19 protein-coding genes are annotated in these 14,792 nt (G+C 44.1%); 15 read left to right on the top strand and 4 right to left on the bottom strand.

The annotated features are described in order from the left end of the window. Positions 1-62 precede the first annotated feature (62 nt). Complete coding sequence (locus B0H50_RS09255) at positions 63-1,547, top strand: carbohydrate-binding domain-containing protein (protein ID WP_109587604.1); 1,485 nt, start codon at positions 63-65, stop codon at positions 1,545-1,547. 102 nt (positions 1,548-1,649) lie between these two features. Here B0H50_RS09255 and B0H50_RS09250 read toward each other — a convergent pair whose 3' ends face one another. Continuing rightward, positions 1,650-2,513, bottom strand: coding sequence for a hypothetical protein (locus tag B0H50_RS09250; protein ID WP_109587603.1), 864 nt, complete (start codon positions 2,511-2,513; stop codon positions 1,650-1,652). Positions 2,514-2,544: 31 nt separating this feature from the next. On the opposite strand from B0H50_RS09250, the gene B0H50_RS09245 reads away from it, so the two are divergent. From B0H50_RS09245 to B0H50_RS09185, 13 genes are all read left to right on the top strand, one after another. Next, positions 2,545-3,819, top strand: coding sequence for a bifunctional folylpolyglutamate synthase/dihydrofolate synthase (locus B0H50_RS09245; protein WP_106199073.1), 1,275 nt, complete (start codon positions 2,545-2,547; stop codon positions 3,817-3,819). Between the two features lie 7 nt (positions 3,820-3,826). Continuing rightward, positions 3,827-4,381, top strand: a complete 555-nt coding sequence (gene pth, locus B0H50_RS09240; RefSeq protein ID WP_106199074.1) for an aminoacyl-tRNA hydrolase — start codon at positions 3,827-3,829, stop codon at positions 4,379-4,381. Between the two features lie 132 nt (positions 4,382-4,513). After that, positions 4,514-5,233, top strand: a complete 720-nt coding sequence (locus B0H50_RS09235) for a hypothetical protein (RefSeq protein ID WP_106199075.1) — start codon at positions 4,514-4,516, stop codon at positions 5,231-5,233. A 71-nt stretch (positions 5,234-5,304) separates the two neighbouring features. Next, positions 5,305-5,493 carry a hypothetical protein gene (locus B0H50_RS09230; RefSeq protein WP_109587602.1) on the top strand — a complete coding sequence of 63 codons (189 nt, stop codon included), beginning with the start codon at positions 5,305-5,307 and terminating at the stop codon, positions 5,491-5,493. Between the two features lie 80 nt (positions 5,494-5,573). Next, a complete protein-coding gene (gene hisE / locus B0H50_RS09225) occupies positions 5,574-5,834 on the top strand; it encodes a phosphoribosyl-ATP diphosphatase (protein ID WP_106199077.1) in 261 nt (86 codons plus the stop codon). Further along, positions 5,831-6,670, top strand: coding sequence for an ATP phosphoribosyltransferase (hisG, locus tag B0H50_RS09220; protein ID WP_106199078.1), 840 nt, complete (start codon positions 5,831-5,833; stop codon positions 6,668-6,670). Before hisE ends, hisG begins: the two co-directional genes overlap by 4 nt. Positions 6,671-6,678: 8 nt before the next feature. Then, positions 6,679-7,914, top strand: coding sequence for an EAL and HDOD domain-containing protein (locus B0H50_RS09215; protein WP_106199079.1), 1,236 nt, complete (start codon positions 6,679-6,681; stop codon positions 7,912-7,914). After that, positions 7,907-8,500: a recombination mediator RecR gene (gene recR / locus B0H50_RS09210; RefSeq protein WP_106199080.1), complete on the top strand. Its 594-nt coding sequence runs from the start codon at positions 7,907-7,909 to the stop codon at positions 8,498-8,500. Before B0H50_RS09215 ends, recR begins: the two co-directional genes overlap by 8 nt. After that, positions 8,497-9,099 (top strand): ribosome biogenesis GTP-binding protein YihA/YsxC, encoded by a 603-nt coding sequence (gene yihA, locus B0H50_RS09205; RefSeq protein ID WP_106199081.1) that lies wholly within the window; start codon positions 8,497-8,499, stop codon positions 9,097-9,099. Before recR ends, yihA begins: the two co-directional genes overlap by 4 nt. Next, positions 9,096-9,968: an ABC transporter permease gene (locus tag B0H50_RS09200; protein ID WP_109587601.1), complete on the top strand. Its 873-nt coding sequence runs from the start codon at positions 9,096-9,098 to the stop codon at positions 9,966-9,968. Before yihA ends, B0H50_RS09200 begins: the two co-directional genes overlap by 4 nt. Then, positions 9,968-10,726 (top strand): ABC transporter ATP-binding protein, encoded by a 759-nt coding sequence (locus B0H50_RS09195; protein WP_109587600.1) that lies wholly within the window; start codon positions 9,968-9,970, stop codon positions 10,724-10,726. The genes B0H50_RS09200 and B0H50_RS09195 overlap by 1 nt, the downstream gene beginning before the upstream one ends. 106 nt (positions 10,727-10,832) lie before the next feature. After that, the gene (locus B0H50_RS09190; protein ID WP_106199085.1) at positions 10,833-11,768 is read left to right on the top strand and encodes an MlaD family protein; all 936 of its coding nucleotides are present in this window, start codon (positions 10,833-10,835) and stop codon (positions 11,766-11,768) included. Beyond that, the gene (locus B0H50_RS09185) at positions 11,768-12,538 is read left to right on the top strand and encodes a hypothetical protein (RefSeq protein WP_146193727.1); all 771 of its coding nucleotides are present in this window, start codon (positions 11,768-11,770) and stop codon (positions 12,536-12,538) included. Before B0H50_RS09190 ends, B0H50_RS09185 begins: the two co-directional genes overlap by 1 nt. 170 nt (positions 12,539-12,708) lie before the next feature. Here B0H50_RS09185 and B0H50_RS09180 read toward each other — a convergent pair whose 3' ends face one another. Genes B0H50_RS09180 through B0H50_RS09170 form a run of 3 tightly spaced genes read right to left on the bottom strand, consistent with a single transcriptional unit; the run spans position 12,709 to position 13,484 of the window. Beyond that, positions 12,709-12,903: a hypothetical protein gene (locus B0H50_RS09180; RefSeq protein ID WP_106199089.1), complete on the bottom strand. Its 195-nt coding sequence runs from the start codon at positions 12,901-12,903 to the stop codon at positions 12,709-12,711. A gap of 13 nt (positions 12,904-12,916) precedes the next feature. Beyond that, positions 12,917-13,228, bottom strand: coding sequence for an addiction module antidote protein (locus B0H50_RS09175; RefSeq protein ID WP_106199091.1), 312 nt, complete (start codon positions 13,226-13,228; stop codon positions 12,917-12,919). Next, positions 13,209-13,484, bottom strand: a complete 276-nt coding sequence (locus B0H50_RS09170) for a type II toxin-antitoxin system RelE/ParE family toxin (protein ID WP_106199094.1) — start codon at positions 13,482-13,484, stop codon at positions 13,209-13,211. The genes B0H50_RS09175 and B0H50_RS09170 overlap by 20 nt, the downstream gene beginning before the upstream one ends. A 478-nt stretch (positions 13,485-13,962) precedes the next feature. On the opposite strand from B0H50_RS09170, the gene B0H50_RS09165 reads away from it, so the two are divergent. Next, positions 13,963-14,649 (top strand): hypothetical protein, encoded by a 687-nt coding sequence (locus B0H50_RS09165; protein ID WP_106199097.1) that lies wholly within the window; start codon positions 13,963-13,965, stop codon positions 14,647-14,649. Positions 14,650-14,792: the final 143 nt, after the last annotated feature.

Here is a 14,792-nt window from a genome sequence, read left to right as displayed (position 1 = left end):
CTCTTTTATTTTTCGTCCAATTCGAAATTATATTATAGGCGAAAATTTTGCCCCGAGGCTTTATGAAACAGAATTTTTGGAAATGGACTTGCGCAGCGGCTGCGTTTACATTTTTCGCTTGCTCTTCGGATTCTTCGTCAACGGCTCCCGCAGAAGAATTGAGCAGCTCTTCTCAATCTCAAGAATCGTCGTCGAGTTTCACCGAAAATCCTTCGGTGGAATCTTCCAATTCTTCGGTAGAAAATCCGGAAAAAGACGATCCTTCGGACAACGAAAATGCGGATACCGATACGCTTAGCACAAGTACTTGGCTTACGTGGGATGTTCCCGCTCCGAAATCGGGAACTTATACAGCGCCGGATTCTGCGGTAATGGTTTCGCTTCAAGATGAAAATATTTCTGTCACGAATGCGGGCACAAAATCGGTTTCCGTTTCGGGAAATCAACTGCTTATCGGAAGCGGTGGTTTGTATGTGCTCAGCGGAAATCTTTCCGATGGACAAATTTTAATCAACGTCATCAAAACGGCAAAAGTCGAATTGGTTTTGAACGGCGTTCAAATTCACAATTCTAAAAATGCGCCGATTTTCTTTGTCGAAGGCGATAAAGTCAAATTGGAACTTGTCGAAGGCTCGGTGAATGTTCTTTCGGACTCGCGCCATTATGAATTTATGAATGTGGGCACTTACACCGAAGCGGATTCGGTTCCGAAAGCTTGTCTTTATTCGCGTGAAGATATGACCATCGGCGGAAACGGCACTCTTTATGTGACGGGAAATTACAACAACGGCATTCACACGAAAGCGGATTTGGTGATTAAAGACTCACCGAAAATTTATGTGAACGCGGTGAATAATGCATTAAAAGGAAAAGGTTCGGTCCGCATTAAAGAGGGCGGCGAATATTACTTGCGCACGGGCGATGGCTCGGGAATTTCTTCGGATAAGGTTGGCAATTTGGAAAAAGGACGCATCGCTATCAGCACGGGAAAATTCAAAATGGATGTCGGAAACGCCGGCGTGAAAGCGACCAATCTCGATTCTATCGGAAACGGAACTTTTGAAATTCGCACGAAAAACGGCGACGCATTCCACGCCGAAACCGTTCAAATTTTTGAAGGCGATTATTCCATTGAATCGGGCGACGAAGCTTTTAATGCAAGCAAAAATTTAATGCTTGTAAACGGCAGCGCAGAAATTACAAAAAGTTCAAAACCGTTCATCGGCTCGGAGAATTTTACCATTTCCGAAGGTCGTTGGTTTGGTCTCGGCGGCGGCTTTGATTCAACGATGATTCCGAAGTCTGCAGAAATTTTTACCGCCGTTTTGAATCTTTCTGAAGAAGTGAAAAAAGGCGCAGAAGTTTCCATTCAAAATGAGGAAGGAACCGTTATTTTGACGGCGACCGCAGAAAAAAATATTCAATCGATTTTTGCGGCCACTTCGGAATTTTCCGCAGGACAATATAAGGTTGTCATCGATTCTCAAACGCTTTGCTCGTTTACATTTGACGCATCCAATAAAATCGCTACGCAATGCGTCAATTAGTTCAAAAATTTTCTGCTTTTCGCAAAAGATAAACCGCAAACGCAGCGCTTCGTGCTGCGTTTTTGCATTAACAAATTCAAAAAATTACGATAAAAATTTGCCTTAAAAAATTTGCACAGAAACGGGAAGCACCGCGTGAATTTTTTCGGCGACATTTTGAAAAAATTCTTTTTTGAGCGGAAGTACATCGGGAATTGCCGTGTGGCGCACGACGCCGTAAAGTTGCACTCCCAAAAAATTCTGCGGGCAAATCGCATAAATTTTCTGCAGCCGCTGAATATAAAATTGAATTTCTTCATCGCTCGGAAATTCGCCTTGCACTTGACAAAGCATCGTCTGAATGCGCAGCGGAAAATCGCGAATTGCGCCTTCGATATTTTGCTCGACTTTTTCAAGTGGAATGCGAGAACGGTCAATTTTTTTATACCAATTTTCTGTGCCCGCATCGAGCTTTGCCCAAATTTCGCCGCGTTTTTCCGTTAAAATTTTCAGCCCTTTTCGCACATTTTCGCGGTCCAAAAGAGTTGCGTTTGTAATGAGCGTAAGCTGTAGTGGATACTGGGAAAGTTCGTCTTGCTTGCGGCGCATCATCGCACAAACTTGCGGAAAAATCGGAGACATTGTACTTTCGCCATCGCCCGAAATGCAAATGTCTTTAATCATTCTTTTTTCGGCTTCGACATTTTGAAAAGAAACAAAATCAGCGAGTCCATTTTTCTCGTAAGCAGAAATAATTTTATCGAGTTCTTTCTCGATTTCGATAACATCGTTTTTTAAAGAAAGCCCGGGAACGCTGCGTTCCACTTGACAATAAGCGCAGTCAAATGTGCAGTGCTTATCGGGATTTAAATTGATGCCGATAGAAATTCCGCCTGCGCGGCGGCTAATGACGGGATAAACCCAAACATTTTCTTTCCACAAAATGGAGTGATTACTCCACGCTTTTTCTAAAGCTTCTTCGCTCATAGTAAAATCGAATTTAGCTAATTTATAAACTATGAATCACGCTGGATTAGATTATTTGCATTCTCTCGCTCCGCTTGGGATGACGGGAGATTTAAAAAATATGGAACGCCTTTTAGAAGTGTTTCAGCATCCTGAGAAAAATTTTCAAACGATTCATGTCGTCGGCACAGACGGCAAAGGTTCTACCGCTTATTATCTTTCCAAAATTTTAACAGCGCACGGAATTTCCGCGGGGCTTTACACGAGCCCGCATTTGGTGAACGTGCGGGAACGCATCCGCATTGACGACATTCCGATTTCCGAAGAAAATTTTAATCGCTTGCTTTTGCAAGTCAAAGCAGCTTCCGAAAAAACGCACACGTTCATCTCTTTTTTCGAAGTGGTGACTTTAGTTTGCTTCTTGTATTTTGCCGAAGAAAAAGTCGGCGCTGCAGTTGTTGAAGCAGGACTCGGCGGACGTTTAGATTCCACGCGGACAGCGCGAGGAAATTTCGCAATTCTCACGAGCATCGGGCTTGAGCATACCGAACTTTTGGGAAAAACCGAGTCTGCGATTTTGCACGAAAAATTGGGAATTCTTTCTCCGCAGGCGACGATGTTTGTCGGCGGCATTTCAAATGAACTTGTCCGCGATGCCGAAGAATTTGTCCGCGCAATTCCCGCAAAAATTGTCCAACCGGAAATTCTCGAAGATTTAAAACTTTTGAATGCGGGACATCATTACATCGAAAATGCTTCGCTTTCTTTTGCCGCTGCAGAAAAATTTCTCGGCGAAAAATTTTCCGAAACGACCGCGCGCAATGCGTTAAAAAATGCGCAGTGGCTCGGGCGCATGCAAAAGTTAATCGATGCGAACGGAAAATTCTGCTGGCTTTTAGACGGCGCTCATAATCCGCATGCGGTGAAACGCTTAGCCGAAACATTAGAATCCGATTATCCGAATCAAAAATTTCATTGTATTTTTGGCGCGCTCAAAGACAAAGCTATTGAAGAAATGATTCCGATGATGGCGCCGCATATTTCGGTGTGGCATGTGACGCGGACGCCCTACGAACGCTTCCGCGAAATTGACGAAGTTTCTCAGGAATTAAAATCGCTCGGTTGTCAAGTTGGCACGTCGGCACCGATGTCAGAAGAATTTTTGCAGGCGGTTCAAACCGAAGCGAATTCACCCGTTCTCATCACCGGTTCGCTGTATATGATAGGCGCAGCCATTCAACTTTTAAAAGAAAAATTTGATAGCTTAAAATTTTTCCGCGAAATGGAAATGACTGCAAGCGAAACGCACAAACCGATTCATCGTTGAGGAATTTATGTATTTAATCGTTGGACTTGGAAATCCGGGAACGCAATATGCGAACACGCATCACAACGCAGGATTTGCTGCAGTTGAAAAATTAGCGGACGCAAACCGCGAATGGAAATCCGAACACAAAGCGCTCACGCAAAAAGTGTCCGTCGCCGGCGAAGAAGTTCTTCTCGCAAAGCCGCAGACGTTTATGAATCTCTCGGGCGAAGCGGTGCAAGCGCTCATGACTTGGTACAAAGTCAAAGCGGATCATCTTCTCGTTTTTTCGGACGATATCAATTTAGATGTGGGGCGCATTCGCGTTCGCGCGAGCGGCAGTCACGGCGGACAAAATGGTCTGCGCAATATCATCGAACACATCGGCGATAAATTTCCGCGGGTGCGTTTCGGCGTCGGAAAATGCCCGCCGAAATGGGATTTGGCAAATTGGGTGCTTTCAAAATTTCCGCCCGAAGACCGCGAAGCTTTTGAAAATGCCATCGCAAAAGTTCCCGCATTAGTCGAATGTTATTTTAAATTCGGCATTAAAAAATGCATGGAAAAATTTAACGGAAAATAAAATTCAATTCATCCATTTGAAAGCGAAAAAAGTGTCACGAAATTGCAAAATTTTGTGGCGCTTTGTTCTTTTTTGTCAAAATGAATATATGCTTATTCATAAGAAGATGACTAACTTTTGCGGAGGTTCATCATGGAAATTTATAAGCTTTTGCCCGATACAAATGGATTCATCCTTTTTCAAAAGGACAATCACACGATTCTCGTCGATACAGGATCGGTGCATTCGTTTAGCGTTTCCGATGAACCGCTTCAAATTTGCGGAACGGAAATTCCGATTTCATTCCAAGCGAATGAACTCAAAAATCGCGGCATCGATTTGGAACTTATTTCTAAACATGTCGGCGTTTCGGTCACGACAATTCTCGGGCTCGATGGACTTGAACGATTTAAATTCATCGTCGATGAATCCGCAGGACGCATTCAATTTGACACCGAAGAAATTTCGCTTTCTCCCGATTGGCATACGATTCCGATGGAAAGAATTGACGGCTGCATTATCGTATCGATCAAAGTCAACGGCGTTCCGCGCAAAATGATTTTAGATTCGGGAGTGACGACTTCTTTTGCCGAAAGTCTTTGGCTCGACGCTTGCGTGCGCAAAGGAAATCGCACCGATTTTCACGTTTTCGTCGGCTACAATACGGCGCCCATTTTACGCGCACTTTCCGAAGTCGGCGGCTTTACTTTTCCCATTCGTTACAGCGTTTTATCCGAAGAAGTAAAACAGAAAATCGCCAAAGCCAATGCGATTTCCGAAAATACAATTCACGGAATTTTAGGCTGCGCTCTCATGGAACATCACCGCGGTTATTTGGATTTGGAAAAAGGAATTTTCAAAGCGATGAAATAAAAGAGAAATTAATGCATTGTCAATTTTCTAAATTATTCTTATGAAAATTTTTTTCGCTTATTTTCATTTTTGTGAGCTTGATTTTTGCTGCGGATTTTTATGACGATCACGGCAATAAAACGGGACGTTCTGAAGAACGCGGAAATACGACGCAGTATTATAATGATCACGGCAATTATGTGGGCAAATCGCGGGTAAATTCCGACGGCTCCGTCGATTATTACGATGCTTACGGCAATCGGGTCGGAAAATCGAGATAGTTTTCGTTTTCCGATTTCTGCGGAAAAATTTTTGGGGGCAAATTTTCTACATTTGGGCAAAATTCAAAATCGAGGTTTTTATGACTTTTGAAGAAATGTACGCTCTTGCCTGCCAGCGCAAAAAGGATATGCCGGAAGGAAAGGGAACCACCGAACTTTTCAAGAAAGGTCCGCATGGAATCGGTAAAAAGCTTGTCGAAGAAGCTGCCGAATCTTGGATGGCGGCTCGGTTTGAATCGCACGATGCGCAGTGCTTAGAACTTTCGCAAGTGCTTTATTATGTCGCCGTGATGATGGCAGAAAAAGGAATTAAGCTCGAAGAGGTTTACGCGAAATTATGATTAAAGTCGCTCTTCCCAATAAAGGAATGCTCTTTGACCCGACTCAAGAGCTTTTAAAAGAATGCGGTTACAAGGCTTCGAAGCCTTACAAGACTTTGACGCAAATCGATGCGAAGAATGATATTGAATTTTTCTTCTTGCGTCCGAGCGATATTCCGATGTATGTCGGCCGCGGCATTATCGATGCGGGAATTACCGGAATTGATTTTAACGCCGAAGCAAAAAGTCCTGCGGTAAAAGTTTTGGATTTGCCGTTTGGCGCTTCGAAAATGTGCGCTGCAGTTCCGAACGAAAGTCCGGTGCAATCTTTGGACGAACTCAAAAATTCGACGATTGCGACGAGTTTCCCGAATATCGTGAGCGGCTACTACAAAAAAGACATGAATTTCGTCGTGCTAGAAGGCGCTGTCGAAATTTCGGTGAGCTTAGGAGTTGCCGATGCGATTGTCGATGTCGTCGAAACGGGAACGACTTTAAAACAAGCGGGACTTCGCATTGTTGGGGAACCGCTCTTCCGCAGTAACGCGGCTTTATTCTGCCATCCGCAGAAACAAGATTTAGAAGAAGTTCACACGCTCATTCGCCGCATCGAAGGCAAGCTCGTCGCCAAAAATTACATGATGATCGAGTACGATTGCCCTGCGGATATTTTGGACAAAGCGTGCAAACTCACTCCGGGTTTGGATGCGCCGACGATTTCCAAATTGCATGGTCGCGATTGGTATGCGGTCAAAGCGATGGTTCCGCAAGAAGAAGCGAACGCCATTATGGATAAGCTTTGGGATGCGGGCGCACGCAGCATTCTTCTCTTCGCCATCAAGTCCGCGAGAATTTAAGGCTCGGAATGAATCCAGTAGAATCTCCTGCGTACTTGGCGCGCCAACCGATTTTAGATTCGCACCAAGGCATTTTTGCTTATGAACTTTTGTTCCGCGATTCTCCGGATAATCGTGCGGTAATCCACAACGGTGTCCGTGAAACGGCGCAAGTTCTTGAAAATGTGCTGAACAATATCGGGCTTGCAAGACTCGTAGGAAATCACAAAGCGTTTATCAACTGCAGCCGTCAAATGCTTTTAGACGGCATCTTTGGTCCGCTGGATTCAGACCGTTTCGTCTTAGAAATTTTGGAATCGGTTTCTGCTGAAAAAGACATCGTTGAAATTGTCAAAAAATATCACGCCCGCGGATTTGAATTTGCGCTCGACGATGTCGTCTTTGAACCAGAAAATCTCAAACGCTTAGAAGAATTTTTCCCGTATATCAAATATGTGAAACTCGATTTAATCGAAAATTCTCCGGAAGCGTTAAAGGCTGCTGTTCCGTATTTTAAAGAACGCGGAATGATGTTACTTGCCGAAAAAGTGGAAACCGAAGAAGAATTCAAAGAACGATTGAGCGAAGGCTACGATTTGTTCCAAGGATTCTTTTTTGCGCAGCCGGAAATCGTCCGCGGAAAACGCATCGATGGCTCGCTCGCTTTCATTTTGCATTTGCTTCAATTTTTGCGCGGCGAACCTTCGTTTACCGATATCGAAAAAGTTTTTTCCGAACAAGAAGCGCTTTCGAAAAGTTTGGTGCAATACGCCAATTCGCAAAAGTCCTATCGCCGTCGCCCGATCGAAACCGTTCAAGATGCGATTGCGTGGTTAGGCATTCCGCAAATTCGCGATTGGTTAATGCTTTTACTTTATGCGCAACCCGAAATGGGTGGACGCGCGCAAGGGACTGCACTCTTTCAAAATGTATCGCAGCGGGCTTGTTTCGTCGAAGCTCTCGCCGAAGATATTGACGCCGAAGGTCCTCTTTCGGCGCAGGCATTTATCACCGCGATTATCAGCCGCATGGACGCCCTTGTCAAAGCGCCGATGCCCACGATTTTGGAAGATTTAAAAGTCGATAAAGAAATAACGCAAGCGCTTCTCCACGGTTCGGGAAAATTGGGAACTCTTTTAGCGCTCGCCGAAGCGGTAGAAAATGACCGCCAAGAACGCGTCGGCACTTTGATGAAACGCCTTTCGCTTTCGAATGAAAATTTGGTAAAAGCGTTAAACGCTGCTTACGGAAACAGCCATGGTTGAGCCGCCAAGCCTCGAAAAATTGGTGCGGGAATTTGCGTCGCTTCCGGGAATTGGAAAAAAAACTGCGCGACGTCTTGCTTATTTTGTATTAAATCGTCCGCGTGAAAATACAGACTCGCTCACGCAAGCCATCGCCGAAGCTTGCGAAAAAGTAAAACGCTGCAGCCTGTGTCATTCTTTTGCCGAAGAAGATCCGTGTCCGCTTTGCAAAGCGCGCGCCGGTTCAAAAAGTATTTGCGTTGTCGAAAAATTTTCGGATATTTTACCGTTTGAAAATGCGGGAATTTATCACGGACTTTATTTCGTTCTCGGCGGTGTCCTTTCGCCACTTGATGGAATTGGGCCCGAGCATTTGCATATTCCGCAGTTAATTCAACGCATTCAAGATGAAAAAATTGAAGAAATTATTTTTGCGTTAGGATCTAGCCCCGAAGCGGATTCGACAATTCTTTTAATCGATAAATTACTCGCGCATCTTCCTGTAAAGCGCACAAGTCTTGCCCGCGGCATTCCGATGGGCAGCGAATTAGAATATATTGATGAAGTCACCGTCTTGCGTGCATTTGAATCGAGGACTGGAATATGAACGAAACGATGATGAATATCACCGCTGAATTTACGACCGCTGCGACAAAACTTTCGCAGATTCCGGATGATGGACTTCCGCAAGTTGCCTTTCTCGGGCGATCGAACGCGGGAAAATCTTCGCTTTTAAATGCGCTCTCGGGCAAGAAAAAACTCGTCCGCATTAGTTCAAAGCCGGGAAAAACTCGGGAAATCAATTTCTTTAAAATCAATCAAGCGTTTTATTTAGTCGATCTTCCGGGAGTTGGATTCGCCGGCGTCGATTTTAACAAGATGAGTGAAATGGAAAATGGCATCCGCGCTTATGTGGAAAAATCCAAAAATCTTCGCGGCATCATTTATCTCATCGATTCGAAAGTGGGATTACAACCCATCGATGTGGAAACAATTGAAAATGTCCGCGCGGCGGGCTGTCCCATTCTCCCGGTGATGAGCAAATGCGATAAAGCGAATCAATCCGAACAAGCGAAGACGCGCAACGCGATTCAAAAAATTCTCGGGAACGATGTGAAACCGCTGCGTTTAAGCGTGCTCAAAAAAGTCGGCATGGAAGAAATTTGGCAAGAAATTCTTTCGACGGTTGCGGTTGAGGCAAAATGAAAATTCACAGAACACTGGATGACTGGACTTTTTTCGGCTCGGTGTTCAATAAAATCGGGCGACGATTTTTGTCAACGGTTTTCGGTTGCCAACTGCTTTTATTTTTTCAAACGATTCATTCGATTTTTGCAGAAGGTCGCAATTTTAAACGCGACATGCAAAGTATTATTCAGCAAATTTATTTTACAGCGGTCGAAGTTTTCCCCGTGCTTTTTGTGGTCGCAGCACTTGCCGGAACGGTGACGATTGTCGAAGCGCTCACGGTGATGCCTCGCGTCGGATTTTCGAATTCATTCGGCGGCTTAATGGTCGCGGTCATTATCCGCGAAGTCGGTCCCATTTTGACGGCTTTTTTAATTGCAGGCCGTAGCGGTTCTGCGCTCACGACGATGATTGGGACAATGTCCATTAACTCCGAAGTGGATGCGCTTGCAACTCTCGGCGTAAATCCGGTGCGCTATTTGGTAATGCCCGCTTTAATCGGCGGCGTCATTTCGATGCTCATCGCAACGGTTCTGTTTTCTGTCTGCGGAATTAGCGCGGGCTTTTTAATCACCAAATTTTTAATCGCCGTCTCGGGCGAATCTTTGAATTTAAATCTCTCGTGGCATTTTCTTTCGGCGTCTATTCTCGCGTCATTAACCGTTACCGATTTTGCACTTGCTGTGATTAAACCGATTTTCTTTGGCATATTTATTTTCATCAACGCTTGTTATCGCGGACTCACGATTCGTCGCGACATTCGTCAAGTGCCAAAGGCGACATCGCGCTCGGTGATTTATTCTTTCTTGTATGTCATCGTTTTGGATGTGCTCTTTTCCTTCTTTTACATTTTCGATTATGCCACGCAAATGTCGAGGATTATTTAATGGAAAATCAAGGCGAAGCGTTGCGCATTGAAAATTTGCGATTCCGTTATCCCGGCGATAACGATGATGTTTTGCGCGATTTGAATTTGAAATTAGGACGCGGTGAAACTCTTTGCATCGCAGGCGCATCGGGCCAAGGAAAAAGTTTGCTCCTTCGCATTATCGCAGGATTGGATGTGCCGAATGCGGGCGCACTTTATTATTTCGGAGAGCATCTCCCGAAGTCGCAGCATACAGCGCTCGAAGTAGCGAAGCGCGGCGTCGAACTCATCTTTCAAAATGGTGCGCTCATTTCGAATTTAACCGTGCGCAATAACATTGCAATGCCTTTATATTATCATCATCGCGGAACGGACGAAGAAATTGAAAGTCGTGTGAATATGGCTTTGGATTTGATGCGCGTCCGCAGCGTGCAAGATAAATTTCCGCATTTGCTGAGTTCGGGAGTTGCAAAACGTGTCGCAATTGCGCGGGCGTGGGCGATGGACCCGCGGCTTCTTTTAATGGATGAACCGACGGCAGGTCTCGATAATTATAACCGCAACATGCTGATTCCTTTGATCGATAATATGCAAGCGCTTTTTAAAACGTCGCTGATTTTGGTCACTCACGATTTGTTAATTTCCAAAGAGCTCGGCGCCGATCTTTGCTTCTTAGAAAACAAGAAACTTTCCGAGCGTTATAAATTTGAACAATGGATTCGTTCGGATATTCCGATTGCGCACGAAATGTTCCGCAATTTGCGCGATTTTTTGTAAAGGATTTCGGACGGCGAATGAAAAATTTATTTTTTGAAAGAACCTCAGATTTGTTTCAGAATAAGGAGATGACTGGTTGCTGAAACCGGTGCGAAAGATAAATTGGATGGATCTCTCTGGCCTTTTGGTCGGCGTGTTTCTCACATTTACTTTGATGGTCTTCTTGTTCGTTTTATACGCGCGCTTAACTTCGGTCGGTGTCATCGGCGTCGAAGAATATAAACTTTACAGTTACTTTGATAAAGCGCAAGGTCTGCACCCGGGAACCGAAGTACAAATTAACGGCGTGCGGGTCGGTCACGTTTCCGATTTAAAAATTGACGCATCGGGAAAAGTGCGGATGGAATTTACTCTCAAACGAGAATTTCAACCGTGGATTACTGACCGCGCAATGATTTTTGCAATCCGCGATCAGAATGTGATTTCAGAACGCGTCATCAACATCGATGTGAGCAAAGGCGAAGGCCGCATCCTCGATGATGGTGATATGATTGTCGCCGGAAAAGCGCAAGACATTGAAACCGTTCTCGAAACATTAAATGAAGTCCTCGAACGTGTGACGGTTTTAATCGATGCCGCAGATACTCTCGTCGCCCTCACGATGGATACGAATACGACAATCGGCGCGCTTCTCGGATCGAAACTCGTTTACGAAAAATTGAATACGCAGCTCGATCGCTTGGATCATTTCTCGTATGAAGGCGTGAAACTTTTGGATGTGCTCAGCGGAGAAGTGCCGCGAATTCTTTACCGCACCGATACGCTCACGCAGAAACTTTTCACGATGACCGATGCGTTGGAAGGAACGCCGCAAAAAGTCAACAATTTGTTTAATTCCATCGACGATGTCTTCGGACGTTTGAATGGAACGGTGGATTCGCTCGGACGCATGGTGGGCGGCGTCAACGATCTCGTGACCCGCGGCGAAGAAACTCTCCACAGCGCAGACAATTTAATTGAAGGTGCATCGAATATGTGGATTATTCGCCGCTCGATTCCGAAACGCGATTCGGTTCCGTTTGTCGCGGAGGATGCATGGTAATGCGTCGCTGCATTTTTTGTGTGCTTATTTTGTGCGCATTTTTATTCGCCGATTCCGAGTCGGGGGATTTGGCGTATCGCGCAGACAAATCGGTGCAAGCAGGAAAATTTGCAAAGGCTTACGGCCTCTACGAACGAGCACTTCTTTCATCGCGAAAAGAATCGGACATTTCTGCCGAAGGGCGTATTCTCGTTTCGATGGCGACTCTCCGCATTCAAAGTTTGGATTTGCAATTTGCCGAAGATTTGTTAAAGCAAGTGCGCAAAGTGGAATTGGATACGAATACTCTCGGCGCTTATTACCTTGCGTGGATGGAATTGTATTTAGAAAAGAAAAATGTGGATAAAGTAATCAACATTAAACATTCGCTTTCCGAAAAATTTTTAGATGAAATTCCCGACGGAATTCGCGGTGGCATTTTAAGTGCAGCAGCGATTGCCTTTGCTCAAAAAGGAAATGCAACTTCGGCAAAAAAATATTTAGAAGACGCCGACGATGCTTTCGACGGAGACGCTCCCGGAAAATTTGCATTTGCATCTGCCCGCGTCAATTCTTTATTGCACGAGTCCATCGCCGATTCGCTTTATGGCGTCGCTTTAAATTATTCCATCCGCGCGAATCGCCCATTTATGTCGGCGACAATTCTCTATTATCGCGGTCTCAATTCATCGGATTCTGCAATCGCCAAAGATTGCTTTCTCCGCAGCGCAAATGCCTTTGAATTATTAGGCCTTCCGCGCAACGCCGAACGCGCGAAAAAGAAAAAGTAAAATTCTTCTTGCGAAGCGCGGAATGTTCACAGTGAAGAATCTAGAACTTGGTGCGTGAATCAAGACCGAAAAATTGTGAAAATCACAAAATTTCGGAATAGAAAAGGAAAATTGGACGAAAGAGTAGTCGGAGGACTACTTTTTTTTGCTTGCGGAATTGCGTGTCAAATTTACAGCTTGCGAATTTCTGCTTCCGAAAGACCTGAAACCACTGCAATCTCAGAAATAGACAGTTTTTTGAGTTTAAGCAAGTTTTTTGCCATTTTGCGAGCTTTGTTCAAAGCTCCTGCAGCAGCTCCTCTCGCAATTCCAGCTTTTTCTCCCTTGCGGAAGGCTGTTTCTTTTTCGTATAATAAATCCGTCATACAGTCAACAGCCTTAGGAAAAGTTCATCTTCGTAATAGGCATTATACAAAGTTTTAATTGCATGGCGTTAAGAACTTTCATAATCGTGTCAAAACGAGGGTGGGCACCTTCTTTAAGCGATTTGTAAAGGCTTTCTCGGTTGAGCCCTGCCGCATCTGCAATTTTTGCCATGCCCGCAGATCGAGCTGCATATCCTATTGCCTTTTGCCACAATTCCGCATCGTTTTCATTGAGTGCTTCTTGCAGAAAACAACGAACATCGTCTTCTGATTGGAGAAGATCTGCAACATCTAATTTTGTAATCTCAACTTTTTTCTTTTTCATTTTTTATTTCCTTCGCCTTGGCAATATCTTTTTGCTGAGTGGACTTGTCTCCACCTGCAAGCAAAATAACGACTTCATTATTTTCTCGAGCATAATCAATTCGCATTTCAAGCACGCCGTCGCCAACAGATTTTGAATCTCCAAAATTTCCGCATTCCGTTTGCAGAATCCGCATTGCAATCTTTGCTCGCGCTCTAGCATCACGCAATCGATTAAACCAGCGGGTAAAATATTCCGTCTTATAAACGGTAATCATCTACCCTCCCATAATGTAGCTAATTGGTTACAAATTGTCAAGATGTTCAAGAAAATCATCTCATTTTCACTCCTTCCTCACCGACATGCTAAAAACAGTGAGGCTTAAAATTGTTTAGACAGAATATAATAAAAAGCGGATGACAAAAAGTGACAGCGGGAAAAATTAGAAATAAGTAGACATTTTGCATTGCAAAATGTCTAGCCCGCTTTGCGGTCGGATGGAAATTAGTAATTTAAAAAATGCGTGCCTTCGGCATGATGCTAGATTCTTCGTTTCGAGCATCGCTCTTCACTCAGAATGACACCGTAGCGAAATAAGGCGTTCCTTAAATTATTGAGAATGAAGAAACTTGCAGACTTGTAAAAAAATAATTATATTTCAAACATATGAATGAAAAGTTAAAAATTACCCCCCCCCCCCCCTTCGTGTAAACAAAAGTTTACTTAAGGTAGCTGGTCAGCCTATTCCAGCTGGTTTGGGCATCTTAAAACAATCCACATTCGTGCCTTTCTTTGGCAACATTGAAAAAGCCAATGCATGTACGATTTCAATCAATCCAAGTTTCAACGAATTTCGTGACAGCAAAGGCGATATTCTAAGCGATAACAAGGCGCGCCTATGCTCTCGCAAGTCACTCGACAAGCGTGATGATGAAGAGTTAAGCACAGATGATGCGCAAAAGGTGTATGCTGCTTGCTTAAATTATTTTCAGAATAATCCGTACAAACGTTGGTTCAACAAAATCAACCGCTTTATTCAGGATATAGATTCTGAATTATCGTACTACGACAGCACTTTAGTGCACCTTGACTTAGTTCAATGGGCAACGGAAAAAAAGTGGAGTGAATGCAAGCCTATTCAAAAGGAACTTTTGAAAATTTGCAGTCCATTTCTTAAGGAGCTGCTAGATCAGAAAAAGTTCAATATCATTTTCTTGAATGGCCAAACGGTCGTCAATTCTTTTATTGAAAAAATATCTCCTCTAGATGAAAAAGAAATTGTGCTAAAGAGAGATGGTAAGAAAGCGACTCTCTACTTTGGAACATACAAGGGCACTCGCGTTGTCGGCTGGTCTCGATACCTGCAAAGCCAAATAAGCAATGAAGCTGTCAAAGAACTCAATCAAAAAGTCAGTAAGATTTTAAAGGAGATAAACCAATGAAACATCTAACTAAAATTTCACTCTTCGTTTTAGCCTCTTTATTTTGTTCTTGTGACGACAGTGGAAGTTCTGCAGCAGCAGAAGATTCAAGTACATCCGAAATTACATAGAACTCTAGCAGTTCGCAAAAGGATTCGGATGAT

Source organism: Hallerella porci (assembly GCF_003148885.1).
Taxonomy (GTDB): domain Bacteria; phylum Fibrobacterota; class Fibrobacteria; order Fibrobacterales; family Fibrobacteraceae; genus Hallerella; species Hallerella porci.
The sequence above is the reverse complement of the archived record's forward strand: the minus strand, read 5'-3'. Positions and strand labels throughout refer to the sequence as shown.

Coding starts and splice junctions, on each gene's coding strand:
- B0H50_RS09185 (WP_146193727.1), top strand. CDS start 11,768: ATGCGTCGCTGCATTTTTTGTGTGCTTATTTTGTGCGCATTTTTATTC.
- B0H50_RS09215 (WP_106199079.1), top strand. CDS start 6,679: ATGAATCCAGTAGAATCTCCTGCGTACTTGGCGCGCCAACCGATTTTA.
- B0H50_RS09170 (WP_106199094.1), bottom strand. CDS start 13,484: ATGATTACCGTTTATAAGACGGAATATTTTACCCGCTGGTTTAATCGA.
- recR (WP_106199080.1), top strand. CDS start 7,907: ATGGTTGAGCCGCCAAGCCTCGAAAAATTGGTGCGGGAATTTGCGTCG.
- hisG (WP_106199078.1), top strand. CDS start 5,831: ATGATTAAAGTCGCTCTTCCCAATAAAGGAATGCTCTTTGACCCGACT.
- B0H50_RS09190 (WP_106199085.1), top strand. CDS start 10,833: ATGGATCTCTCTGGCCTTTTGGTCGGCGTGTTTCTCACATTTACTTTG.
- B0H50_RS09235 (WP_106199075.1), top strand. CDS start 4,514: ATGGAAATTTATAAGCTTTTGCCCGATACAAATGGATTCATCCTTTTT.
- B0H50_RS09175 (WP_106199091.1), bottom strand. CDS start 13,228: ATGAAAAAGAAAAAAGTTGAGATTACAAAATTAGATGTTGCAGATCTT.
- B0H50_RS09250 (WP_109587603.1), bottom strand. CDS start 2,513: ATGAGCGAAGAAGCTTTAGAAAAAGCGTGGAGTAATCACTCCATTTTG.
- hisE (WP_106199077.1), top strand. CDS start 5,574: ATGACTTTTGAAGAAATGTACGCTCTTGCCTGCCAGCGCAAAAAGGAT.
- pth (WP_106199074.1), top strand. CDS start 3,827: ATGTATTTAATCGTTGGACTTGGAAATCCGGGAACGCAATATGCGAAC.
- B0H50_RS09195 (WP_109587600.1), top strand. CDS start 9,968: ATGGAAAATCAAGGCGAAGCGTTGCGCATTGAAAATTTGCGATTCCGT.
- B0H50_RS09200 (WP_109587601.1), top strand. CDS start 9,096: ATGAAAATTCACAGAACACTGGATGACTGGACTTTTTTCGGCTCGGTG.
- B0H50_RS09245 (WP_106199073.1), top strand. CDS start 2,545: ATGAATCACGCTGGATTAGATTATTTGCATTCTCTCGCTCCGCTTGGG.
- yihA (WP_106199081.1), top strand. CDS start 8,497: ATGAACGAAACGATGATGAATATCACCGCTGAATTTACGACCGCTGCG.
- B0H50_RS09255 (WP_109587604.1), top strand. CDS start 63: ATGAAACAGAATTTTTGGAAATGGACTTGCGCAGCGGCTGCGTTTACA.
- B0H50_RS09180 (WP_106199089.1), bottom strand. CDS start 12,903: ATGACGGATTTATTATACGAAAAAGAAACAGCCTTCCGCAAGGGAGAA.